At 52.5% G+C, this 22413-nt stretch carries 25 protein-coding genes; 18 read left to right on the forward strand and 7 right to left on the reverse strand.

The window, feature by feature from the left end; translation table 11 throughout:
- The first annotated feature begins 1 nt into the window (after position 1).
- From ACQY6F_RS08420 to ACQY6F_RS08430, 3 genes are all read left to right on the forward strand, one after another.
- The gene (locus ACQY6F_RS08420; protein WP_428773609.1) at positions 2-514 is read left to right on the forward strand and encodes a phosphatase; all 513 of its coding nucleotides are present in this window, start codon (positions 2-4) and stop codon (positions 512-514) included.
- Between the two features lie 51 nt (positions 515-565).
- Positions 566-1786 (forward strand): organoarsenical effux MFS transporter ArsJ, encoded by a 1221-nt coding sequence (arsJ, locus tag ACQY6F_RS08425; RefSeq protein WP_428773611.1) that lies wholly within the window; start codon positions 566-568, stop codon positions 1784-1786.
- Between the two features lie 93 nt (positions 1787-1879).
- A complete protein-coding gene (locus ACQY6F_RS08430; RefSeq protein ID WP_428773612.1) occupies positions 1880-2893 on the forward strand; it encodes an acyltransferase in 1014 nt (337 codons plus the stop codon).
- Here ACQY6F_RS08430 and ACQY6F_RS08435 read toward each other — a convergent pair.
- A complete protein-coding gene (locus ACQY6F_RS08435; RefSeq protein ID WP_428773614.1) occupies positions 2890-3219 on the reverse strand; it encodes a DUF2500 domain-containing protein in 330 nt (109 codons plus the stop codon). The two genes, ACQY6F_RS08430 and ACQY6F_RS08435, sit on opposite strands and share 4 nt — an antisense overlap.
- 238 nt (positions 3220-3457) lie before the next feature.
- Here ACQY6F_RS08435 and ACQY6F_RS08440 point away from each other — a divergent pair, with 238 nt between their 5' ends.
- From ACQY6F_RS08440 to ACQY6F_RS08455, 4 genes are all read left to right on the forward strand, one after another.
- A complete protein-coding gene (locus tag ACQY6F_RS08440; RefSeq protein WP_428773615.1) occupies positions 3458-3826 on the forward strand; it encodes a DUF4145 domain-containing protein in 369 nt (122 codons plus the stop codon).
- Between the two features lie 966 nt (positions 3827-4792).
- Positions 4793-5416 carry a lysoplasmalogenase family protein gene (locus ACQY6F_RS08445; protein WP_428773616.1) on the forward strand — a complete coding sequence of 208 codons (624 nt, stop codon included), beginning with the start codon at positions 4793-4795 and terminating at the stop codon, positions 5414-5416.
- A gap of 60 nt (positions 5417-5476) precedes the next feature.
- Positions 5477-5713 carry a YecH family metal-binding protein gene (locus tag ACQY6F_RS08450; protein WP_428773617.1) on the forward strand — a complete coding sequence of 79 codons (237 nt, stop codon included), beginning with the start codon at positions 5477-5479 and terminating at the stop codon, positions 5711-5713.
- A gap of 136 nt (positions 5714-5849) precedes the next feature.
- The gene (locus ACQY6F_RS08455) at positions 5850-6434 is read left to right on the forward strand and encodes a YhgN family NAAT transporter (RefSeq protein WP_428773618.1); all 585 of its coding nucleotides are present in this window, start codon (positions 5850-5852) and stop codon (positions 6432-6434) included.
- A gap of 36 nt (positions 6435-6470) precedes the next feature.
- Here the strand turns inward: ACQY6F_RS08455 and ACQY6F_RS08460 are convergent, their stop codons facing one another.
- Genes ACQY6F_RS08460 through ACQY6F_RS08470 form a run of 3 tightly spaced genes read right to left on the reverse strand, consistent with a single transcriptional unit; the run spans position 6471 to position 7556 of the window.
- On the reverse strand, positions 6471-6737 hold the full coding sequence (locus tag ACQY6F_RS08460) for a DUF1145 domain-containing protein (protein ID WP_428773620.1): 267 nt from the start codon (positions 6735-6737) through the stop codon (positions 6471-6473).
- A complete protein-coding gene (gene rsmD / locus ACQY6F_RS08465) occupies positions 6734-7333 on the reverse strand; it encodes a 16S rRNA (guanine(966)-N(2))-methyltransferase RsmD (RefSeq protein WP_428773622.1) in 600 nt (199 codons plus the stop codon). The genes ACQY6F_RS08460 and rsmD overlap by 4 nt, the downstream gene beginning before the upstream one ends.
- A 28-nt stretch (positions 7334-7361) precedes the next feature.
- Complete coding sequence (locus ACQY6F_RS08470; RefSeq protein WP_428773623.1) at positions 7362-7556, reverse strand: hypothetical protein; 195 nt, start codon at positions 7554-7556, stop codon at positions 7362-7364.
- Between the two features lie 16 nt (positions 7557-7572).
- Between ACQY6F_RS08470 and ftsY the strand changes: the two genes are divergently transcribed.
- From ftsY to glpG, 6 genes are all read left to right on the forward strand, one after another.
- Entirely contained in the window at positions 7573-8835 is a 1263-nt protein-coding gene (ftsY, locus tag ACQY6F_RS08475) for a signal recognition particle-docking protein FtsY (protein WP_428773625.1), read from the forward strand.
- A 45-nt stretch (positions 8836-8880) separates the two neighbouring features.
- A complete protein-coding gene (gene ftsE, locus ACQY6F_RS08480; RefSeq protein WP_428773626.1) occupies positions 8881-9555 on the forward strand; it encodes a cell division ATP-binding protein FtsE in 675 nt (224 codons plus the stop codon).
- Positions 9545-10516, forward strand: a complete 972-nt coding sequence (gene ftsX / locus ACQY6F_RS08485) for a permease-like cell division protein FtsX (RefSeq protein WP_428773627.1) — start codon at positions 9545-9547, stop codon at positions 10514-10516. Before ftsE ends, ftsX begins: the two co-directional genes overlap by 11 nt.
- Positions 10517-10686: 170 nt before the next feature.
- A complete protein-coding gene (gene rpoH, locus ACQY6F_RS08490) occupies positions 10687-11544 on the forward strand; it encodes an RNA polymerase sigma factor RpoH (RefSeq protein WP_428773628.1) in 858 nt (285 codons plus the stop codon).
- Positions 11545-11934: 390 nt separating this feature from the next.
- Positions 11935-12255 (forward strand): thiosulfate sulfurtransferase GlpE, encoded by a 321-nt coding sequence (gene glpE, locus ACQY6F_RS08495; RefSeq protein WP_428773629.1) that lies wholly within the window; start codon positions 11935-11937, stop codon positions 12253-12255.
- Between the two features lie 8 nt (positions 12256-12263).
- On the forward strand, positions 12264-13103 hold the full coding sequence (glpG, locus tag ACQY6F_RS08500) for a rhomboid family intramembrane serine protease GlpG (protein ID WP_428773631.1): 840 nt from the start codon (positions 12264-12266) through the stop codon (positions 13101-13103).
- Positions 13104-13177: 74 nt separating this feature from the next.
- Here the strand turns inward: glpG and ACQY6F_RS08505 are convergent, their stop codons facing one another.
- Positions 13178-13585, reverse strand: coding sequence for a flagellar basal body-associated protein FliL (locus ACQY6F_RS08505; protein ID WP_428773632.1), 408 nt, complete (start codon positions 13583-13585; stop codon positions 13178-13180).
- A 157-nt stretch (positions 13586-13742) separates the two neighbouring features.
- On the opposite strand from ACQY6F_RS08505, the gene ACQY6F_RS08510 reads away from it, so the two are divergent.
- Together ACQY6F_RS08510 and ubiA are read left to right on the forward strand one after the other, a co-directional pair.
- Positions 13743-14288 (forward strand): chorismate lyase, encoded by a 546-nt coding sequence (locus ACQY6F_RS08510; RefSeq protein WP_428773633.1) that lies wholly within the window; start codon positions 13743-13745, stop codon positions 14286-14288.
- On the forward strand, positions 14281-15135 hold the full coding sequence (ubiA, locus tag ACQY6F_RS08515; protein ID WP_428773635.1) for a 4-hydroxybenzoate octaprenyltransferase: 855 nt from the start codon (positions 14281-14283) through the stop codon (positions 15133-15135). The genes ACQY6F_RS08510 and ubiA overlap by 8 nt, the downstream gene beginning before the upstream one ends.
- 76 nt (positions 15136-15211) lie before the next feature.
- On the opposite strand, the gene plsB is transcribed toward ubiA, so the two are convergent.
- Entirely contained in the window at positions 15212-17635 is a 2424-nt protein-coding gene (plsB, locus tag ACQY6F_RS08520) for a glycerol-3-phosphate 1-O-acyltransferase PlsB (protein ID WP_428773636.1), read from the reverse strand.
- Positions 17636-18033: 398 nt separating this feature from the next.
- On the opposite strand from plsB, the gene lexA reads away from it, so the two are divergent.
- From lexA to dinF, 3 genes are all read left to right on the forward strand, one after another.
- Positions 18034-18657 (forward strand): transcriptional repressor LexA, encoded by a 624-nt coding sequence (gene lexA / locus ACQY6F_RS08525; protein WP_428773637.1) that lies wholly within the window; start codon positions 18034-18036, stop codon positions 18655-18657.
- A 79-nt stretch (positions 18658-18736) separates the two neighbouring features.
- Positions 18737-19567, forward strand: coding sequence for a class I SAM-dependent methyltransferase (locus tag ACQY6F_RS08530; protein WP_428773639.1), 831 nt, complete (start codon positions 18737-18739; stop codon positions 19565-19567).
- A 45-nt stretch (positions 19568-19612) separates the two neighbouring features.
- Positions 19613-20947, forward strand: coding sequence for an MATE family efflux transporter DinF (gene dinF, locus ACQY6F_RS08535; protein WP_428773641.1), 1335 nt, complete (start codon positions 19613-19615; stop codon positions 20945-20947).
- A 50-nt stretch (positions 20948-20997) separates the two neighbouring features.
- Here dinF and sthA read toward each other — a convergent pair whose 3' ends face one another.
- Positions 20998-22398, reverse strand: coding sequence for a Si-specific NAD(P)(+) transhydrogenase (gene sthA, locus ACQY6F_RS08540; protein ID WP_428773643.1), 1401 nt, complete (start codon positions 22396-22398; stop codon positions 20998-21000).
- Positions 22399-22413: the final 15 nt, after the last annotated feature.

Raw genomic sequence — 22413 nt, forward strand, 5'->3', positions numbered from 1 at the left:
GATGCAACATCCTACTTGGCAACTGGAACTGGATAGTTCTGCTCTGGTGCTGACGCCTTGCCCGGGGACGAAAGGCGTGCCCCTGCAGGAATCTTTGGCACAGCTGAAGCAACTTGGCGTGGCCGCGGTGGTCACCGCCATCAGCCGGCACGAGATGGAGCAAAAAGGGGTTGAGAGCCTTGGCCAGCAAGTGCAGCAGCAAGGTATGCAGTGGTTCCACCTGGCTATTGAAGATGACTGTGCCCCCGACGATGATTTTACCCGCCAGTGGGCCGACGCCAGCCCGCGGTTGCACGCCCTGATGGCGGAAGGCCATAAACTGGCGCTGCACTGCATGGGCGGCTCCGGTCGTACCGGGCTGCTGGCGGCTCACCTGTTGCTTGAGCAGGGCTGGCCACTGGAGCAGATCATCACCCAGGTGCAGTCATTGCGCCCGGGCGCTTTCACTAAAGCGGTACAACTGGACTACATCCGCGAGCAGGCCAAGCTGGCTGCGAACGCTAGCGGCGAATAGCCATCCCGGGGCGCCTCCTTAATAGCCGCGCCCCTAGTCACAGAGATAAGTATGATAAGTCAGCTGAGTCAATCGGTTCGCCAGTACATGCTGGTAACCTTTAATTACTGGAACTTTACTCTCACCGACGGTGCGCTGCGCATGCTGGTGGTGCTCTATTTTCATGACCTGGGCTACAGCGCGCTGGAAATCGCTTCGCTGTTTCTGTTCTATGAGTTCTTCGGCGTGGTGACCAACCTGGTCGGCGGCTGGCTCGGGGCCCGGCTAGGCCTCAACCGGACCATGAACCTGGGGCTGGCGATGCAGATCGTCGCACTCAGTATGCTGGCGGTCCCGGTCGGCTACCTGACGATTCCCTGGGTGATGGCCGCCCAGGCGCTGTCGGGGATCGCCAAAGACCTGAATAAAATGAGCGCCAAGAGTGCGATCAAAACCCTGGTGCCGGCCAACCAGCAAGGCGCATTGTATAAATGGGTGGCGATTTTAACCGGTTCTAAAAATGCCCTGAAGGGAGCGGGCTTTTTTGTCGGCGGGCTACTTTTATCCTGGCTTGGATTCGCTCATGCGGTGCTGGCGATGGCGGCTCTACTGACGCTGGTGTTTATCGGCAGCCTGATCTGGCTCGAGTCTGATCTTGGCAAAGCCAAGTCAAAACCTAAGTTCAGCCAGATATTTTCCAAATCACCAGCGGTGAATATTCTGTCTGCGGCGCGGCTGTTTCTGTTTGGTGCCCGCGACGTCTGGTTTGTTGTGGCGCTGCCGGTTTACCTGGGGAGCGTGTTCGGCTGGGATCACTTGTGGGTGGGCGGTTTTCTGGCCACCTGGGTCATAGGCTACGGTTTTGTCCAGGGGATAGCGCCGCGTCTGACCGGCAAGGCGGCGGGTAAAGTGCCGGACGGGCACGCGGCTATCTACTGGGCGACCGTGCTGAGCCTGGTCACCGGGGTCATCGCGTATGCAGTGCAGGTTGGCTGGCAGCCGCAACTGGTGATCGTGGTCGGGTTGCTGCTGTTCGGCGCGATTTTTGCCATTAACTCGTCACTGCACTCGTATCTGATCGTCAGCTATGCCAAAGAAGATGGCGTGTCACTGGATGTCGGCTTCTACTATATGGCCAACGCGATGGGCCGGCTAGTGGGTACCATTTTGTCCGGCTGGATTTTCCAGATCGCCGGGCTGGCGGCCTGCCTCTGGGTGTCGTTTGCCTTTTTGCTGCTGACCAGCGTTATCTCGTTCTGGCTACCGAAACCGACTTCGGCTGCGACCGCCTGAGGCTGATAATTAACCATATTTTAACCGGCCAGCGCAGTGAAAAAGGGCAATTGCTGATATAGTCAACACTCATCAGGTAGTTGAGGTCTGCGAATGAAACAACGGGTAGTGTTTTTTGATTTGATGCGTTGCGTCGCCGCGGTGGCGGTCGTTGCCATTCATGTACTGGCCCCTTACCGGCATGAACTGGGTCAGATCCCGTTTGACCAATGGCTGACTGCCGTCAGCGTCAACAGCGTTACCCGCTGGGCTGTTCCGGTGTTTATTCTGATTTCCGGCGCTCTGCTGCTCAGTGATGACCGGCCGTTTGATTTCGGCTACTACGTGAAGCGTCGGCTGGGTAAAGTGTTGGTTCCCTTTGCCGCCTGGTCGCTATTTTATGCTTATCTGTCTGGCTGGAGCTTAGACGGCTTTGATGCCAGCCTGGCCTGGCAGGTGTTGGCAGATGCCCCTCAGCATGAAACTTACTACCACCTGGGATTTTTCTACTATTTTATCCCGCTGTACTTTTTGATCCCCATTTTTCAGTATGTGCGCAAGCACTACGATATCAGTGCGCTGTATGCCTATGTGGCGATGTGGCTGCTGACGACGCTGTTGTATCTGCTTAAATTTGACGGCCCATGGAGTCATGAGTTGTGGCTCTATTCCGGCTACCTGCCGCTGGGTTATCTGCTCTACCAGCGGGTTCCGCTTAACCGGGGTACGGTGTCGCTTTCCTTCTTACTGGGCGGGCTGGCGCTGCTGCTGACCGCCTGGTCGGTCGTCTCGCTCAGCTTACTTCAGGGCGAGTACACCGTGGGTCGCTGGTTGTCTTATAAGACCCTGAATGTGGTATTGGCTGCCAGTATGGTGTTTATGCTCTGCCGGGCGTTTGCTGATCGTCTGTCGGCCAAACTGCACAAGCTGGTCAGCCTGATCAGCAGTCACAGCCTGGGTATCTACCTGCTGCACCCGATCTTCCTCTGGCCGATGAAAGCGTTTGGCTGGCATCAGGGCCACCCTGGCTGGGTGATCCCGTTGTGGATTGTGATCAGTGGTGCCGGATCGCTGGCCACCAGTTGGTTGCTGTCAAAATCCAAGCTGACCCGTTGGCTGTTGCCCTAGCGCTTGAGAGCAAAGTGAATGAAGCGATCGCCCTGATAGGTGAGCAGACCGCTATCTCCCGGGTTGAGCGCGTGGTAGTAGTGGACGCTGACCTGGAATTCACGCTTGCTGCCGAACTGGCCGCGTTGAACGTAGATCCAATATTGCTGCTGCTCCTGCCCGGGCAGGGCAGCTTCGATGTCGATTACCTGCTTATCTAAAATGGTTACCTCCAACTGACGTTCCGGGGCTTGCCGGCCCTGGACATGGCGTCGATAGACAAAACCAAACAGGCCGCCGGATACGGTGATTAACAGCAGGATCATCAGGGTGAGTTCAATGGGCATCCGCTTACCTCTCTTATTTGCTGCTACTGATTATATGGTCAGTGACGTTTTAGTGCTGTTAGCCCGCCAGCTGTTTGTCCTCCTCCGTGCAGATTGCGACAATTTTTAGACCCGCTTCACATTGTCAGATTGACCTAGCCGATTGATAACACTAAGTGTTATGGTTGAAATAACGACAGGGACAGCGATGATCGCTCTATGGTTGATCCACACTATACTTACCATTACGGAGGCGAATATGTCTGAATTTGAACGAGTCGTACTGCGCACACGTAAGTTAGAGACATTGCTTCGGGTTCGATACCATGCCGAGGGAGAAGGGCTGCACCAACTGATCACCAGCTGTGAAGACCGCCTGCCTCATGACGTTATCGCCAAGTTGCGCTATGTGGCTACGATCAAGAATAAACTGGTCCACGATGAGGAAAACTCATCTGATGCGATTAAGGATTTTTTTGAAGTTTGTGAACAGTGCGAGCAAGAGCTGACCCCAAGAAGCGGCCGTTTTATCTGGCGTGTCGCCATCATGTTAATGATGCTGATGACCCTGGCCGCGCTGGCTTTTTATTATGCCAACTGGGATATTTTATCAAAACATCTATTGTGAAGTAATTTGCTTCGCTAAGGTTTAAAATGGCTTGATAAGCTGATGTGGATAAATATCGATAATAATTGGATTATGGCCAGATTAACTGAGTAGATCGTGGATAAAAACAAAAAGGGACGCAAATGCGTCCCTTTTTGTTTTTATGTATTCACTCAGTACATCATTGGCAGTGTCATTAGGCCAACAATTACTGCGATCATAACAAGTCCTTGTTTTTGTGAAGATGAAATCATAACACTGCTCCTCTTTTCTGATGTTCAAGACTATGTATTAAAGAATAGCACTCATTTGTTGGCTTGATCAAGTATTTCAGGATAAAAAGCTTGAAATCCACAAAAACCTCTCGGTGATATGTCCGGAAAGCGTCAGGTAAAGTCAGGAAATTGTGCTGTTTTATTTGTGTTCTATTTGTTTATTTTGTCACCTATTGTTTCTGTAACTTGTTGTATTTAATGGTTTTAAATTGTTTATTGAAGTTTATTGAAAACATAATAGTGTTGTTTTTAATGTGTTGATCATTAGTGTGCGAATATTGTGGTATGAGTGCTATTTTTAGTCTGCCATAAGCTTGTCAGTTTGGTAAGTCTGATTAAAAAAGGTGCGGTTGATAAATTTAAGGAGAGTAAATTGCAGATTGCGACTATTTTGCACAACTGAAAAATTATTTAAGATAATGAAATTATTGATTATTTTGTAATAATTTTGGTTTTTTGGACTGTTTTTTGCTCGCAAAATGGCAACAATGTCACTTAAATTGGATATTTTTAGTTAAGGGTTAGTTTGTAAGATTTATTGTCGGGTTGGCTTGCGGGCCAATCCGGCCCTGCGGAGCCCGCAGCACATTTTCACCAGCAAATATGCAATGAATTGAAAGAAGGCTAATCAAGATCCAAGTTTTGCGACTTGCTTCTGGACATCTGATACTCGGGGCCTACACTGGCGGCGCATTTCATAGTTGAGGTAATTATGTGGAGTTGGCTGTCTGTTGCCCTTGCAGGCTATATCAGTATTACTGCTCATCAATCAAACCAGCTCAAGCAAGCAGTAGTGTTCAAGACACTCAGTTTGCTGATGTTACTCGCGATTCTCTGGAGCGGAAGTGATGCTTCTCTGCCAGTGTTAGGCTGGATGACACTGGCGCTACTGGTATCTGCTGTTGCCGACGGTTTGTATCTGTTCAACAAACATCACAATCTGAGCTTTTCACTGTTTGTCGCGGCACAAGCCTGTTTGAGTGGCGCCTTCTGGAGTCTGTTATCCGGCCAGTTTGTCTGGTGGGTGCCGATCATGATGCTGGCAATAGCCATAGTGATCTTTTTGCTCTTATTGCCGCAAATCGACCGATTTATTCTGCCTATTGTGGTGATGGGAGGCATGCTGATCCAGTTAAACTGGGTTGCGGTGGAGGTTTGGTTGCTGATGCGTTCGACCGCCAGTCTGCTTGCGTTGGCCGGGGCCATGATGCTGACGTTGTCTGCGGCGCTGGTACTTGTTTACGATTTTCGTAAACAGTATGCCTATGGCCGGTTCTGGACCTCAGGCAGTTATCTGCTGGCTTACAGTCTGATGATCGGTGCTTTGATTATCTGAAATCAAAACGTCGGTTGGATAAATCGCTATGCTCAGCCAATTCAATCAGGAGAATAGTCGATGACTCAAGAAATTCATGCTCATAAAGTGCTTAATATGTTGGCTGCACAGGCCATGTCAGAATCTGATTTGCGCCAGGCGGTGACAGCAGAATTTGGCCAACAGGCGCGGTTTCATACTTGCTCACTGAATGGTTTTAACCTAGATGCACTGCTGGTATTTTTCAAAACCCACGAGAAGATTGTTGAACAGGATGGCAAGTGGATGCTTAACCAGGCGCGAGTCTGTTCCCATTAAACAGAACGGTTACGACCAAGGCAATCTTGTACTGGCAGCGAAACTTTTCGCTGCTTTTTTAATTGCTTGAGAGTCATCGAAAATACGTAGGCAGGTGTTATACTTCGGCGGTTTCAATCGATAAGGCTATCAGGTGATGGAAATTCTCTCTGCAGCAACCATGCTGTTCTTAATCATGGATCCCTTGGGCAACCTGCCCATAGTACTGTCGATTCTCAAGCATCTTGACCCTAAACGCCGGCGCAAAGTGCTGATCCGGGAGCTCTGTTTTGCCCTGGTGATCCTGATGCTGTTCCTGTTTGCCGGCCAGAGCATTCTCAACTTTTTGCATGTTCAGCCGGAAACGCTGAGTATTTCTGGCGGGATTATCCTGTTTATCATCGCCATTAAGATGATATTCCCCAGTGCTGGCAGTATTACCGGACTGGCGGCCGGTGAAGAGCCATTTATTGTGCCGATGGCGATCCCGATGATCGCCGGGCCGTCGGTAATCGCGGCACTGTTGCTGCTCTCTACCCAGCACCCGGACAAATTGCTGCAACTATCCGGTGCGGTAGTGCTGGCCTGGAGTGCGACGTCGTTCATTCTGATGTTTTATGGCTTTTTCCACCGCATACTCGGTGAGCGGGGGCTAAAAGCGGTGGAAAGACTGATGGGGCTGCTGCTGGTGATGATTTCGACCCAGATGTTCCTCAACGGCGTGAAGAGTTACCTGTCATAAAAAAAGCCGCCCGATTGGGCGGCTTTACTATTTGGCTTACATCATATGCTTACGCCGGATATCCAGCAGGGCAAAGATGCCAAACGCCAGGATGGACCACTGTTCCCAGCGGCTTAAATTCACTTTATCGCCAAACGCGCCGATGAAAATCAGCATCTGCAGACCATGCATGATGAACAAAAATGCCGTCATGATATAGAGTGCGATAGCCGCTTTGCCCGGGAAGGGGTGGACGATGTTGATCAACAGCACCAGCCAGACAAAGGCGATGGCACACTTGGCTAACAGGAGAAGTGCTTTCATGGAGTGGTCCTTTCATATAAGCGGTAGCTGACCTGGCCCGCGGTTTTTTCACGATACAGCTGCCAGTGTTCAGGGATACCGGTTAGGTGGAGTTCTTTTTCTGTCTCAATATAAATCATCGCGTTAGGGGCGAGCCAGCCGTTGGCTTCCAGCAACTGAACCGTATCGGCGAGCAGATCCTGACGAAATGGCGGGTCGATAAACACCACATCGAAAGGATTGGCCGTGGCTTGCAGATATTGCAGCGCATCCGCATTGATCGCGGTGAGGTTATCTGCCTTCAGGCTGGTGATATTCTGCTGCAGTTGTCTGAAAGCGGCGGGATTGAGTTCAACCATCACCACCTCTGACGCCTGACGCGAAGCGGCCTCAAAGCCTAAACCGCCGGAACCGGCAAACAAATCCAGGCATCTTGAACGCGGCACATCTTGCGCCAGCCAGTTGAACAGAGTCTCTTTCACCCTGTCGGTGGTTGGTCTCAGTCCGTCGGCATTGTGCACCGGTAATTTTCGTCCCCGCCACAGGCCGCTGATAATTCTGACAAATCCTGTTTGAGGTCGTTTTTGTGATGGGGTTTGCTGGCGACGTCTTAGCATAGATTTTTCGACCGTAAATAAAGTGGTACTATACGCCTTTAGCCAAGTGGCAGGCTTGACGATAGCCCTGAAAACAACATGATGACAGAGTGTATACTGAATTGACGTTGAGAGCACCTGGCGTGATCGCGCCAATGTGTATCTCGATATGACTACAGTCATCAGGTGACTTGGTCCACTTGGGGTTGCCCAGTAACAACAGTGCCATTAACAGTTTAGACAATCTAGGATATCCCCAGATGACGGAAAAAAAGAAGCGCGGCCTCCTTTCATGGCTTGGTTTTGGAGACGACGATAGCCAGACGGCCGAGCAGAAAAAACCACAGGTAGAAGAATCCCAGCAGGTTGAAGCGGAATCAGAGTCGCCTGTTGCTGATGCAGAAGTTGCCGGCCTTGAGAGCGAAGACGCCGAAAAGTATAGCGAAGGCGAAACGGAAGCAACGCAAGTCGAAGCCGAACAGGAACTGGCGCCAAAGCCGGTTGCCGAAGAGCCGCAGGCGGAAACATCGCAACCAGAAGAGATTGAAGCGGAACAAGCGCAAGTTGAAACTGCTCGGGTGCAGGAGCAGGAAAAACCGACCGAGAGCTTTTTTGCCCGGCTCAAACGCAGCCTGAGCCGGACCAAAGCCAATATCGGTGCCGGTTTCTTCGGCCTGTTTAAAGGCAAACAGATCGACGAAGACCTGTTCGAAGAACTGGAAGAGCAGTTGCTGGTGGCCGATGTCGGCATGGACACCACGCTGAAAATCATCGAAAACCTGACAGAAAACGCCTCCCGTCAGCAGCTGAAAGATGGTGAAGCATTGTACGGCTTGCTGAAGCAGGAACTGACCGAGATCCTGCGCCCGGTTGAGCAGCCACTGCAAGTCGATAGTGAAAAAACGCCGTACGTGATCCTGATGGTTGGTGTGAACGGGGTCGGTAAGACCACCACTATCGGTAAGATGGCCAAACAGTTCCAGGCTCAGGGCAAGAAGGTGATGCTGGCTGCGGGTGATACGTTCCGCGCTGCAGCGGTTGAACAGCTGCAGGTGTGGGGCGAGCGCAACAATGTGCCTGTGATTGCCCAACACACCGGGGCGGACAGCGCATCGGTTATCTATGATGCGATTGAAGCGGCCAAAGCGCGCGGCGTCGATGTGGTGATCGCCGATACTGCCGGACGGTTGCAGAACAAGAGTAACCTGATGGAAGAGCTGCGCAAGATAGTCCGGGTAATGAAGAAAATTGATCCTTCCGCACCGCATGAAATTATGCTGACGCTGGATGCCGGTACTGGCCAGAACGCCATCAGCCAGGCCAAGCTGTTCAGTGAAGCGGCTCCTCTGACCGGGATCACGCTGACCAAACTGGACGGAACCGCCAAAGGCGGGGTGATCTTTGCCATTGCCGATCAGTTCCAGATCCCGATTCGCTTTATTGGTGTAGGCGAAGGGATCGACGATCTGCGTCCATTTGAAACCGAGCAGTTTATTGATGCCCTGTTCAGTCGCGAAGACTAACAGCGCGAACACGGCAGCCAGCCTGGGATTAGGAGAGTTTGACGGGTGATTAAATTTCAGCATGTCAGTAAGGCGTATCGAGGCGGCCGCCAGGCGCTGCAGAAAGTCGATTTTCATTTACGCAGAGGTGAAATGGCGTTTCTCGGCGGTCATTCCGGTGCCGGTAAGAGTACCTTGTTGAAATTGATTTGTGCCATTGAGCGGCCGACGGACGGCCAGATCTGGTTTAATGGTCACGACATCACCCGTATTCCCAACAAAGATATCCCGCTATTGCGGCGTAATATCGGCATCGTCTTTCAGGACCATCGTCTGCTGATGGACCGGACGGTTTACGACAACGTCGCCCTGCCGATGCGAATAGAGTCGATCGCTGAAAATGAAATCAAGCGCCGCGTGTCGGCGGCGCTGGATAAAACCGAGCTGTTGGATAAGGCCCGTTGTCTGCCCAGCCAGCTGTCAGGTGGGGAACAGCAGCGAGTCGGGATTGCCCGGGCAGTGGTCAACCGGCCAACCCTGCTGCTGGCCGATGAGCCAACCGGTAATCTGGACCCGGAACTGTCCAACCGGGTATTGCGCCTGTTCGAAGAGTTTAACCGCGCCGGGGTGACCATTTTATTGGCGACCCATGATATTGGTCTGGTCAATACCCGTCCTCAGTATCGCCATCTGGAGCTGAACCAGGGATTTTTGAGCGAGGTGGAAGATTATGGCCGCTAACGCACGGGTGCAGAAAAAGTCGACCCAAAATCGCAGCAAACACAAGGTCAAAACCGACAGCTTTATTACCGTGCATATCAAGCAGGCCAAAGCTGCCTTTACCGCGCTGTGGGTTCGTCCGCTGGGTAATTTATTGACGCTGGCGGTGATCTCGATGGCGCTGGCGATGCCAGCCTGCCTGTACCTGCTCGGCAAGAATGTTGCCGCCGTGTCGCAGGACTTTACACAACCCGCCCAGGTGAGTGGCTACCTGAATGAGCAGGTGCCGGAAGCCCGGGTAATGGTGTTAAAAGATCAACTGGAATCGTTACCTGAGGTAGCGCAAGTTGTATACATTTCCCCCCAACAAGGTCTGGACGACCTGAGCCGCTTTTCCGGTTTTGATCAGGCTCTGAGTCTTTTGGACGATTATTCCCTGCCCGGAGTGCTGGTGATTACCCCGGCGAGCAGCGAGCAAGCGAAGATCACCGCGCTGGCGCAGCAAATGCAGCAGGAGCAGGATATTAGCGATGTTCGTCTGGATGAGGACTGGATTAGCCGTCTCGATGCGCTGCGCAACCTGGTGACGCTGGTGGTGGCCGTGTTATCAGCACTGATGCTGACCGCGGTGTTTCTGATTGTGGGCAATACACTGCGCTTTAATGTCCAGGCCAACAAAGATGAGATCCAGACTATGAAACTGATCGGCGCCACTGACAGTTTTATTCTGCGTCCTTACCTATACTCCGGCATGTGGTTTGGCGTTTTGGGCAGCATCACTGCCTGGGTACTGACCGCGCTGATCACGGTATTGCTGAACGGCAGCGTTGCACAACTGGCGCAGTTATACGATAGTCCGTTTCGCCTGATTGGCCTCAACTGGGACGAGTCCTTACTGCTCGTCATGCTCGGCACCCTGCTTGGCTGCCTGGCTGCCAGGCTGTCGGCCAAGCGCCATCTGGATGAAATTGAACCTGTCTGATGTGATGTGGTCATACAAATGAAAAAAGCCCCCGCATTCTTATACGGATAGCCTTGTACTGCTGCTGTGGTTGTGGATAATGAGTCCCCCCTTCAGCTTGCAAGTTGATTAAATTCAGTACAGAATTGATGGGTTAACCAGACTCCAGATCAGACATGATGAGGAAATGAATGACTAACCAAGCATATCCAATGACAGTCGTAACACAAGATAGCTTAGACAGCTATATCCGTTCAGTGAACAGCTACCCAATGCTGACCGCTGATGAGGAGCGTGAACTGGCTGAACGTTTGCATTATCAAGGTGAAATTGATGCAGCGAAAGGCTTGATTCTGTCGCATTTGCGTTTCGTTGTGCATGTGGCGCGCGGTTATTCCGGTTACGGCTTACCAATGGCCGACCTGGTTCAGGAAGGCAATATCGGCTTGATGAAAGCGGTGAAACGCTTTAACCCCGAAGTGGGTGTGCGACTGGTGTCGTTTGCCGTGCACTGGATCAAAGCTGAAATTCATGAATATGTGCTGCGTAACTGGCGGATTGTGAAAATCGCCACCACCAAAGCACAGCGTAAATTGTTCTTTAATCTGCGTAAGTCTAAAAAACGTCTCGGTTGGTTCAGTAACGGTGAAGTTGAAACCGTCGCACGTGAGTTAGGTGTAGAGCCGGCAGAAGTGCGCGAGATGGAATCCCGACTGGCGGCACAAGATGCCACTTTTGACATGCCGAGTGACGACGATGAGGGCAACAGCTCTTATTCAGCGCCGGTATTGTATCTGGAAGATAAGCATTCAGATGTCGCAGACAATGTCGAAGCGGCCAACTGGGAAGCGCATACCAACAACCGTCTGGGTTTAGCCCTGGCCAGCCTGGATGATCGCAGCCAGCATATCGTCCGCTCGCGCTGGTTGCAGGACAGCAAAGCGACCTTACAGGATCTGGCCGATAAATATGGCGTTTCTGCAGAGCGAATTCGCCAGTTGGAAAAAAACGCAATGAAAAAGCTTAAGCTGGCGGTCGGCGAACTCTGACCGTAAGCGTCTAACGTAAGATTGAAAAAACCGAGATCAGATGATCTCGGTTTTTTTATGCCTGATCGAAAGCGGGATCTCTCAGTGCCACTAGCCTGTGGGTAACTCTGTGGTAAATTTCTTTGCCAACTGTCAGCAAGCGGGGTAAATACTGGCATCAGAGCGACTTTTTCACTGGGGATATGTGCAGAATTACACACAGAAAAATAAAGATCATTACTACATCTTGTGGATCTATTTATCACAGAACACTTTATCAACGTAATCCACAGAATTATCCACAAATGGTGGTAAAGTAAACAGGAGTGGATAACCTTACACACACCGTGTACTTGTCTGGCTATGGATAGGTTACAATGACGGCAAATCATTGAGAGAGAAAAATGACAGATGGCGCAGTTTAAACAAATCGATGTGCAGGGCGCATTAAACCTGATCGAACAACAGCAGGCGGCGCTGGTGGATATCCGCGATCCGCAATCTTATGCCCTGGCTCATGCCCAATCGGCCTTCCACCTGACCAACGATAGTCTGGTGAGTTTTATGGATCAGGTCGAATTCGATCAACCTGTGTTGGTAATGTGCTATCACGGTATCAGCAGTCAGGGTGCGGCGCAGTATCTGGTCAACCAGGGGTTTGAGCAGGTGTACAGTGTGGATGGTGGGTTTGAAGCCTGGCAGCGGGCCAACTTGCCGGTCGACAATCACTAGGAATCGTTATGTTACGCTTAGCCAGCATCAATAATCCAAGAATGGCGCAAGCCTTTATCGACTATATGGCCAGCCAGGGTGTCGAGGTGGCGATGATGCCTGAAGGCGAGGGACAGTTTGCGCTTTGGTTGCTAAGCGAAGAGCACCAAATGCAAGTCGAAGCGGAGTGGCAGCGGTTTATTCAGGATCCACTGGCGCCGCGCTATCAGGCCGCGTCCTGGGAGCTGGCCGAGACACGTCAGCAAAAGTTTGCCTATCATTCGCCCAGTATGCTCAGCTTGCTGAAAGCCAAAGCGGGCCCGGTAACCCTTTCTGTGATGGTTATCTGCCTGCTGGTGTTCGTGCTGTTTATCGCTGGTATGGCCGATCCGGTATTTAATTTGCTCCATTTCCCCGCCGTGGCAAGCCAGCAGTGGCAGCTGTGGCGCTGGGTGACTCATGCGCTATTGCATTTTAGCGTGCTGCACATTGTGTTTAATCTACTCTGGTGGTGGCAACTGGGTGGTGATGTGGAAAAGCGGCTTGGCCCGGCGAAATTGCTGCAGATAATGCTGGTCTCCGCCGCCCTGTCCGGCGCGGGACAGTTTTGGGTTGAAGGCGCCAATTTTGGTGGTTTATCCGGAGTGGTGTATGCACTGGTCGGCTATCTGTGGTTGATCGGCGTGCGGGCGCCGCAGCTTGGTCTCGGCATACCCAAACCGATACTGGTGTTTATGCTGGTGTGGATGGTGCTAGGGTTTGTGCAGCCGTACATGGCGATTGCCAATACCGCCCACTTGGTTGGTTTTGGCTCCGGGCTGATACTGGCGCTGTTGGATGCCAGCAAAGCAAAATATCAGCGTCGCTGACCAGCTGGTGGTCACTGACGCCACTACAAGCAAAATAAGCGGCCTGAGCCGCTTATTTTTAGACCGTTTAATATTTACTGGTACAGATACTTAGTAAACAGCAGGTCGGCAATAATGGTTTTGCCCGTCTCCGGGATCAGGATAGCGTTAAGCTGCTCAACCAGAGTTTTGCGTAAATCTTCTCTTCCCGCCAGCGATTTGATGGTGTCTTCCGATTGCTGACCGAGCAGTTCGATCACCGCATCGCGGATCAGCGGCTGATGCAGTTCGACCACCGGCAAGTCGGCCGGGCTGGCGACCATAATGTCGATTCTGACCTGGATGTAACCCAGTTTACTGCCTTTGGTATAGAAGTTGGTGGTTAAATCCGGCTCCAGAGTGAAGTAAGCCAGTTTAGGCACATCTTCTTGCTCAGCTATAACCGGCAGGGCGAGCAAGCTACTCAGGACGATCAATATTTGCACTACATAACGTTTAAGCATATTTCTAACTTTTCTTTGTTTTATTGGCGATACTCGAATCGGCTGAGACTTGTTACAATAGAGCATCAATATGTATCAACAACGCGGTTAAGCCGACGGTAATTACCGAGACTGTAGCTTTATTGTACGACGATACAGTGGCTTATTGAATACTAGTATGAATCAATTAACTTCGACCTATCTCACGGCTTTACGACAAGTCATTTGGCAACGGCCGGAAGAGTTCGACTTTCCGAGCGAAAAAGCACGCCTGTGGCTACTGGAACCCGGCTCTCTGTCCCGGCTGTTGGAGCGGCACTGCCAGACCTTGAGTGTCGATCTGTTACATAATGGCGAGATACCTGCTGCGCAGTTGGATCAGCAGGAGATTGAGCTGCTCAGTGCGGAATCGTGCTTACTGCGGAAAGTGGTATTAAGCGGTGACCTGCACGCTTGGGTATTGGGACGAACCCTGATCCCACGCTCTTCGCTGCTCGACCAGCCGTATGATCTGGCTCAGCAGGGGGAGATCCCGCTTGGTCTGACGGTATTCAGTGCCGAGAACGTCACCAGAGACGCAATGCAGGTGGGCTGGATAGACTGTGAGCAGGGCCGCCTGTTGGCCCGTCGCTCCCGCTTGTGGATGAATCACAAACCTATGCTGGTCGCAGAGCTGTTTTTGCCGCATGCACCGATTTACGCCAAGGAGAAGGTGAATGACTAACGTAAAAGCCCGTGCTTACTGGCAACTGATGCGGATGGATCGACCGATTGGCTCCCTGCTGCTGTTATGGCCAACGTTGTGGGCGTTGCTGCTGGCTGCGGAAGGTATTCCCGAGCTCGATGTGCTGTTGGTGTTTGTCGCCGGGGTGGTACTGATGCGTTCAGCCGGTTGCGTGATCAATGATTTTGCTGACAGAAATGTCGATGGCCACGTTAAACGTACCCAGCAGCGGCCGATCCCGGCCGGGCTGGTCAGCGCCCGGGAAGCGGTGAGCTTATTCGTTGTGCTGGCGCTGGCGTCTTTTCTGCTGGTGTTGACCATGAACCCGCTGACGGTTCAGCTCTCTTTTATCGGCATCGGCTTGGCGTTCATCTATCCGTTTATGAAGCGATTCACGCATTTGCCACAGCTGTTTCTTGGCCTGGCGTTCAGTTGGGCAATTCCGATGGCCTGGGCGGCTCAGGCCAATGAACTGCCGCCAACCGTATGGCTGCTATTTGTTATTAATGGCTTATGGACCATCGCTTATGACACCCAGTACGCTATGGTTGACCGGGATGACGATCTGACCATCGGGGTCAAATCTACCGCGATCTTGTTTGGCCGTTTTGACAAACTGATCATCGGTGTCCTGCAACTGCTGACCTTAGTGCTGCTGATGCAGCTCGGCGACTGGTATCAACTTGGCAGCAGTTATTACTGGAGCCTGTTGGGTGTGGGGGCGCTGTTTGTTTATCAGCAGCAGTTGATCCGTCATCGTCAGCGCGAAGCCTGCTTTCAGGCCTTTCTGAATAACAACTATGTCGGCATGGTGATTACGCTGGGGTTACTGGTGGCGCTGTGGTAACACCAGCTAGCTATTGGCAGGGGAAAAAAGGCATCCGTTTGGATGCCTTTTTAGTTTTGCTGATAGGTCAGTGAGCTTACTGGCTCTGAAACACACTTTCCTGGATAGTCAGACGCACTTCCGGGTAGATGCTGGTGTAGAGCAGCTGAGCCAGCTGACGACATTTTTCCACTTCACAGTCGCCATTGACGTCCAGGTAAGCCTGCTGTTTTAAGGTGCTGAACATGGCGGAGAATACCCCTTTATCAAAGAATTCCGGCGCGTTAATGCCGTGCAGCCGCCCCAGCCGCTGGGCAATGCCCTGACTTTTCTGCTCCAGGTCTAACTTACCCAGTTCAGGATTGTCGACCAGCAGGTTGACCGCAATCGCATAGCGCTGCAAGGTTTCACTGATGGTACGGCCAAGCAGCATCAGCCGCTGAGTGTTGGCCTGGTTGATCGCCACACCTTGTTCGTTCTGGGTCAGCAGCTCCTGGCGCTGCAGCTCATCCAGATAAGCCTGCACTTTATCAGCCAATTGTTCGGGTTCGATGCTCAAAAACAGCTCCCGCTGCAAGAATGGATAGATCATCGCTACCTGCTGCTGCAGCTGCGGTTGCGTGAGCTGCTGCTGGCGGATCAGTAACTGAGCAATCAGCGATGGGATCGCCAGCAGATGAATGATGTTGTTGCGATAGTAGGTCATCAGGATCGACTGATTGCGATCCAGAGAGACGATATCGCCCATACTATCGGTTTCGATCACAAACTTATCCAGCGATTCCGCGTGCTGTACCAGCTGTTCGGCGTTCTGCTCCGGCAGGGTATAGGTGCTGGAATAGGGCACGTTACTTAGCAGTGACAGGTAACAGTCGATCTGTTTGATCAGGCTGTCGCGCGATAACGCCCGCTGCCGGGACGCCAGCAGCGCGGTGGCACACAGCGTCAGAGCGTTGGTGGCGGCGGCATCGTTGATGTGAGTCATCATTTTGTTGGCCAGTTGATTGACTACCGGGCTGAGCCACTGCGGGCGGCTAGCTCCGAGCGGGTCGATATCCTGGGTCCATTCGGGGGCCTGCTCATTCAGGTACTGATTGAGCGAGATGGGTTCGCCAAAGTTGACATAGCCCTGGCCAAAATTGCGCAGTTTGCGAATGGTGCGCAGCACCAGACCGGCATTCTCTTTTTCTTTGCGTTTGCCACGCAGCTCTTTGGCATAAGTGGCCACTTCCATCACATGTTCGTAGCCGATATAGACAGGCACCAGAGTGACCGGACGGTTCAGCCCGCGCAGCATCGCCTGGATGGTCATCGCCAGCATGCCGGTTTTGGCGGGCAACAGGCGACCGGTGCGAGAACGCCCGCCTTCACTGAAGTACTCCACCGAATAGCCTTTGCTGAACAGCTCTGCCAGGTATTCGCGGAAAATCGTCGAATAGAGTTTATTGCCTTTGAAGCTGCGGCGAATAAAAAATGCGCCGCCGCGGCGGAAAATTGGTCCGGCCGGGAAAAAGTTCAGATTGATGCCGGCGGCAATATGGGGCGGTACCAGGCCTTCGCGGTAGAGCACATAAGAGAGCAGCAGGTAGTCCATATGACTGCGGTGGCAGGGCACATAGACGATTTCATGGCCGTCTTGCGCCAGTTTGCGCACCGTGGCGGCATTGTGAATATTCAGCCCCTGATAGATACGGTTCCATAGCCAGCCGAGCAGTCGTTCCCCGTTTTTGATCAGCGAATAGGAGAAATCGGCGGCGATCTCATCCAGGATGGCGTGGGCGTTCTGCCGCGCCTTATCGGTCGAGATATTATTGCTTTTGCTTTCATCTTCTATCGCTTGCTGGATCACTTCGGACTGCAGCAGCCGACGGAACAATGCTTCTCTGTCCGGCAGGCTGGGGCCGGATGCCGCCAGTTTTTGCCGGGAAAAATGGATGCGGGCTACCCGGGCCAGTTTATGGGCGATGGAGTGATCAGTGCCATGGGAATCCGCCATATAACGCAGTGATACCACCGGACTGATCCTTACCATGCAATCGCGACCAGCCACTAACACCGCCAGCGTTTTCTGCAGCCCGTTCATCGCTTCCAGATACGGGCGGGTTCTGCCTTCTTTGCCGGGTTTACGTCCCCACAGCACAGTCGCCGGGATCACCTGAACATCCAGTTGACTGTCATCCCGGTGGAGCTGGAGCAATTCAGAAAACTGGCGGATGGATGCGCTCGGGATCTGCTGATCATCCTGTACCAGAGTGGGCCGTGCGGAAGTAAATACATAGCGTTTAAACTGCTTGCCGTGCACTTCCAGCGGGGCGAGTGGATCAGGTAATCCAAGGGATACAACCTGGCGCTGCAGGGTAAGCAGATCGACGCCAGAACGAAACGGTAGGGCATAGACAATCGGCTTGTCGAGGTCGATGTCCAGATCGTCAATCGGATTAGACGGAATCGTGGCTCCCTTGACCAGCAGCGACAAAGGAAGCTTAAGCAGCGACTGAGTAAACGTAAGTCCTGTAGACATAAAGGTCGAGACCTCAAATATTAGCTTGCAAAGACCCCAGTTCGACAGTGACGCGAACGATGCGGGATCTGAGTGAAATTTTTAGCGGCAAGGATACCAGAAACTGGTCCAACCTTTTAATTAAAATTCGCCGCAGTTCTGTCATGGGGGAATAGCCCGGTTTCAAACTCACCAATATTACTATTAGCCCATAAGACGGGCGCTGAACAGGGTGAGTTAAACATCCGGGTTGAAATTTCATCGCTGTGCATCGCTAATGAGATAAAGCTTATCCTTCAGCAGCTTAATCGACGCATGAGTCACTTTTTTCCTGGCAGCGAAAAAACAGTCAATTGGCTTGGCAATAGACAAATTACTGGATATACTCACAGTTAACTGTATAAAAAGACAGGTGCCTTATGAAGCCTTTAACGCCACGCCAACAACAGGTATTCGATCTGATCAAAGCCAAGATCGAAGAATCTGGTATGCCACCCACCCGCGCGGAAATTGCCCGCGAGTTGGGATTTCGTTCCGCCAATGCTGCTGAAGAACACCTCAAAGCGTTGGCGCGTAAGCAAGTGATTGAGATTGTTCCGGGAGCGTCTCGCGGTCTGCGAATTCTGCTGGATGATTCCGCCAATGAGGAAGAGCACGGCTTGCCGCTGATCGGTCAGGTAGCCGCCGGTGAACCTATCCTGGCACAGGAACATGTCGAGACGCACTATCAGGTGGATCCTGCCATGTTTAAACCGCAAGCCGATTTTCTGCTGCGTGTGCATGGTGAAAGTATGAAAGACATCGGTATCATGGATGGCGATCTGCTGGCGGTGCATAAAACTCAGGATGTCCGTGATGGCCAGGTCGTGGTCGCAAGGGTTGATGACGATGTTACGGTGAAGCGTCTGGAGAGAAAAGGTTCAACAGTGTTGCTGCATGCAGAGAATAGTGAGTTTGCTCCGATCAAGGTTGATCTGACCAGCCAACATATGGCGATTGAAGGGTTGGCGGTCGGCATCATTCGTAACACCGATTGGATGTAACTTGTTGAGATTAATTCGCAATTACTTGCCAATCTAATTGATATTCATTATCATCTTCTTGTCATAAAAGGAGATGATAATGACCGGTCCGCAATCGAACAGCAAACTCAACCAGCCTGATTCATCCGCCTGGGAGGTCCCCGAGCATCTGATGCAGCCACTTTGGCTACGTGGTCAGGAAAGCTTGGTGAATGATGGTTTGTTGTATGACCCTATCGCGGCTTCCGCCTGTCGCCGCTGCCATTATTCGCCGGACTGTGACATGGCGGCGCTCAAACAGCAGCAGCTACTGACGGCATCGTTAACCTCCCTGTGCGATCAGCGTATCGCTGACTTTTTGCACCAGCACGCCGATGGCTGGGTGATCAACGTCGGTGCCCGGCTGGATACCCGATTCTATCGGCTCGATAACGGACGCTGTCACTGGCTGGAACTGGATATCAGCAGCAATCTGTTGTGGCGTGAAAAGCTGTTCCATCCCAGTGAACGGTACCAACAGATATGTGGCAGTGTGGATGACTTTAGCTGGCTAGAACAGGTGACCATTCCCGACAACGCGGCGGTGATGATCGTCTGTGAGACGGCACTACTCGAGTGCGACATTCAGCAGGTGCGTCAGTTTATCCAGACGCTGGGACGGGATTTCGTCCATGCCAGTGCCTGCTTAGTGTTGGCGGGTGATCTGGCCAATAAGCCTATCGGTCGAAAGCTAGGGACATCTCACTACGCTCACGGTGTCAGCGACCCGGTTCAGACCGTACTGGACTGCCTGCCTTGGGCGCGTGCAGTCAGTTGTTTTGCCCCCTTCGACCGTGACTGCCGACGTTTGGCATGGTGGCAACGCTGGGCCACTAAGTTTCCTGCATTAAAATATCGACTTACACCAGTTTTGGTTCAGCTTAACTGGTGATCCGGTTACACTCGGGTCAGCAAAAAAACTGACAAGAGACTCATCGTGCCGATCCTAGCCATCCTTTCTGATGCTTCTATCCATAAGCGGGTACTGCTGCTCGCTATTCCTATGGTGCTATCCAACATCACCATCCCGCTATTGGGTCTGGTGGATGCGGCGGTGATCGGCCACCTTGAACACGCCTGGTATCTGGGGGGCGTGGCGCTTGGCAGCACCATGATCAGCGTCACTTTCTGGCTGCTGGGGTTTTTGCGCATGGCCACCACGGGTATGTGCGCGCAAAGCTATGGTTCAGGCAATCAACGTCAACTGGCACTGGTGTTTGTCCAGGGCATCATGATGGCACTCACGCTGGCCGTCACCTTTTTGCTGCTGCATCCCTGGCTTAATGACTGGGTGTTCATGCTCACCGATGCCAGCGAACAGGTAAAACAGTACGGTCAGCAATATTTTGCCATCCGGGTCTGGAGCGCGCCGGCGGCACTGGCTAACTTTGTTATCCTGGGTTGGCTGCTGGGCACCCAGAATGCCCGGGCACCGATGTGGATGGTGATCATTACCAACCTGGCCAATATCGTGTTGGATCTGTTGTTTGTGGTCGGTTTTAACTGGCAGGTGGCAGGGGTAGCCCTGGCGTCGGTGCTGGCCGATTATCTCGGTATGAGTTTTGGCTTATGGTGTGTCTGGCGTATCTGGCGCACCAGCAAGCTGCCGTCGCCGATATCCCTGATCGGCCAGGCCAGCCATGGTGCCGGGCGAATGCTGAAGCTGAACCGCGATATTTTTCTGCGATCGTTGTGCCTGCAGGCGGCGTTCAGTTTCATGACTTTTCAGGGTGCCAGCTATGGTGACCAGGTGGTGGCGGCCAATGCGGTGCTGATGAGCTTTCTGATGATGATCTCCTATGGCATGGATGGCTTTGCCTATGCGATGGAAGCCATGGTGGGCAAAGCGGTCGGCGCCAAAGACCGCGAACAGCTCGGCAGTGCCATGGTCGGTTCAACGTTCTGGAGCCTAATCATTTGCGTGGCGCTAACGCTGGTATTTGCCTGGCAGGGATCCAGCCTGATCGCTTTGATCACCGACATCCCGTCTGTCCAGCGCCAGGCCGATGAATATCTGCCCTGGCTGGTGGCGATGCCGCTGGTGGCGATGTGGTGTTTCTTGCTCGACGGTATTTTTATCGGTGCGACCAAAGGACGGGAGATGAGAAACTGCATGTTCGTTGCCACTTCCAGCTTCTTCCTGGTGTTTTTTATCATGGCAGGCTGGCAAAACCACGCGCTCTGGCTAGCGATGCTGACCTTTATGGCGGTACGGGGGCTGACGCTGGCGCTGGTGTTCGGCTATCAGTGGCAACGGAGCGAATTTGTCTAAATAAAAAACCGCAGCCCAGGCTGCGGTTTGATTAAGTACCGAATATGGTTTTAGAACAATCGGTTCAGGCCATTCAGCGCGGCAACCCGGTAGGCTTCCGCCATGGTCGGGTAGTTGAAAGTGGTGTTGACGAAGTACTCAATGGTATTCGCTTCGCCTTTCTGCTCCATGATCGCCTGACCGATGTGAATAATTTCGGCGGCACGCTCACCAAAGCAATGGATGCCGAGTATCTCTTTGGTATCGCGGTGGAACAGGATTTTCAGGCTGCCGATGTCTTTGCCGGAGATCTGCGCCCGGGCCAGGTGTTTGAATGACGAGCGGCCTACTTCATAAGGCACTTTGGCGGCGGTAAGCTCCTGCTCAGTCTTACCGACGGAACTGATTTCCGGAATGGTGTAGATGCCGGTTGGGATGTCATCGATCAGATACCCCTGCACTTCACTGCGAGTAATGGCCTGGGCGACAAAGCGCCCCTGGTCATAGGCGGCGCTGGCCAGACTCGGATACCCGATCACATCACCCACCGCGTAGACATGATCCACTTCAGTCTGGTAATTGCTGTTGACTTTAACCTGGCCACGGGAGTCGGCCTCTAGCCCGACTGCCTCCAGGTTAAGCTTATCGGTATTGCCGGTGCGGCCGTTGGCGTACAGCAGGCAATCGGCTTTCATCTTTTTGCCGGACTGCAGGTGAACGATCACGCCGTCATCGGTGCCCTCTATCCGCTCGTAGGTTTCATCGTTCCGGATCACTACACCACTGTTCCAGAAGTGGTAAGACAGCGCGTCGGAAACTTCGTTATCCAGGAATGCCAGCAGTCGGTCCCGAGTGTTGATTAGGTCGGTTTTCACCCCCAGGCCGCGGAAGATTGACGCATATTCACAGCCGATCACACCGGCACCATAGATAATAATGTGGCGCGGGTCATGTTTGAGGCTGAGGATGGAATCGCTGTCGTAGATTCGCTCGTGTTGGAAATCGACATCGTTCGGCTGATACGGTCTCGAGCCGGTGGCGATAACGAATTTGTCGGCACTGTAAAATTCCTCGGTGCCATCCTGCTGGGTGACCGTGACCTTATTGCTGTCGGTAAAACGAGCAGTACCAAAAATCAGCGTACACTGGTTGCGATCATAAAAACCCTGCCGTAGGCGAGTCTGTTTGTCGATCACCGATTTGGCATGACCTAAGATGGTCGAGAAAGTCGCATGCAGGCTGGTGTTATTGTGACAAAACAACGGGTTATTGTTGTATTCGATAATCCGGCTAACCGCATGACGCAGTGCTTTTGAGGGGATAGTACCCCAGTGGGTGCAACCACCACCGACGCTGCTCTCTTTTTCGATGATCGCCACGTTGAGTCCGGCTTTGGTTAATCCCATCGCGGCCCCTTCGCCGCCGGGGCCACTGCCGATTACGATGACATCAAAGTGGTTGCTGCTGGTCATAGGTTTTCCTTGTTA

The sequence above is a fragment of the Vibrio sp. genome (assembly GCF_050299255.1).
In the GTDB taxonomy this organism is placed as follows: domain Bacteria; phylum Pseudomonadota; class Gammaproteobacteria; order Enterobacterales; family Vibrionaceae; genus Vibrio.

Bases quoted from the DNA above. Each gene is read 5' to 3' on its own strand.
- ACQY6F_RS08420 (WP_428773609.1), top strand. From the start codon at position 2: ATGCAACATCCTACTTGGCAACTGGAACTGGATAGTTCTGCTCTGGTG.
- arsJ (WP_428773611.1), top strand. From the start codon at position 566: ATGATAAGTCAGCTGAGTCAATCGGTTCGCCAGTACATGCTGGTAACC.
- ACQY6F_RS08430 (WP_428773612.1), top strand. From the start codon at position 1,880: ATGAAACAACGGGTAGTGTTTTTTGATTTGATGCGTTGCGTCGCCGCG.
- ACQY6F_RS08435 (WP_428773614.1), bottom strand. From the start codon at position 3,219: ATGCCCATTGAACTCACCCTGATGATCCTGCTGTTAATCACCGTATCC.
- ACQY6F_RS08440 (WP_428773615.1), top strand. From the start codon at position 3,458: ATGTCTGAATTTGAACGAGTCGTACTGCGCACACGTAAGTTAGAGACA.
- ACQY6F_RS08445 (WP_428773616.1), top strand. From the start codon at position 4,793: ATGTGGAGTTGGCTGTCTGTTGCCCTTGCAGGCTATATCAGTATTACT.
- ACQY6F_RS08450 (WP_428773617.1), top strand. From the start codon at position 5,477: ATGACTCAAGAAATTCATGCTCATAAAGTGCTTAATATGTTGGCTGCA.
- ACQY6F_RS08455 (WP_428773618.1), top strand. From the start codon at position 5,850: ATGGAAATTCTCTCTGCAGCAACCATGCTGTTCTTAATCATGGATCCC.
- ACQY6F_RS08460 (WP_428773620.1), bottom strand. From the start codon at position 6,737: ATGAAAGCACTTCTCCTGTTAGCCAAGTGTGCCATCGCCTTTGTCTGG.
- rsmD (WP_428773622.1), bottom strand. From the start codon at position 7,333: ATGCTAAGACGTCGCCAGCAAACCCCATCACAAAAACGACCTCAAACA.
- ftsY (WP_428773625.1), top strand. From the start codon at position 7,573: ATGACGGAAAAAAAGAAGCGCGGCCTCCTTTCATGGCTTGGTTTTGGA.
- ftsX (WP_428773627.1), top strand. From the start codon at position 9,545: ATGGCCGCTAACGCACGGGTGCAGAAAAAGTCGACCCAAAATCGCAGC.
- rpoH (WP_428773628.1), top strand. From the start codon at position 10,687: ATGACTAACCAAGCATATCCAATGACAGTCGTAACACAAGATAGCTTA.
- glpE (WP_428773629.1), top strand. From the start codon at position 11,935: ATGGCGCAGTTTAAACAAATCGATGTGCAGGGCGCATTAAACCTGATC.
- glpG (WP_428773631.1), top strand. From the start codon at position 12,264: ATGTTACGCTTAGCCAGCATCAATAATCCAAGAATGGCGCAAGCCTTT.
- ACQY6F_RS08505 (WP_428773632.1), bottom strand. From the start codon at position 13,585: ATGCTTAAACGTTATGTAGTGCAAATATTGATCGTCCTGAGTAGCTTG.
- ACQY6F_RS08510 (WP_428773633.1), top strand. From the start codon at position 13,743: ATGAATCAATTAACTTCGACCTATCTCACGGCTTTACGACAAGTCATT.
- ubiA (WP_428773635.1), top strand. From the start codon at position 14,281: ATGACTAACGTAAAAGCCCGTGCTTACTGGCAACTGATGCGGATGGAT.
- plsB (WP_428773636.1), bottom strand. From the start codon at position 17,635: ATGTCTACAGGACTTACGTTTACTCAGTCGCTGCTTAAGCTTCCTTTG.
- lexA (WP_428773637.1), top strand. From the start codon at position 18,034: ATGAAGCCTTTAACGCCACGCCAACAACAGGTATTCGATCTGATCAAA.
- ACQY6F_RS08530 (WP_428773639.1), top strand. From the start codon at position 18,737: ATGACCGGTCCGCAATCGAACAGCAAACTCAACCAGCCTGATTCATCC.
- sthA (WP_428773643.1), bottom strand. From the start codon at position 22,398: ATGACCAGCAGCAACCACTTTGATGTCATCGTAATCGGCAGTGGCCCC.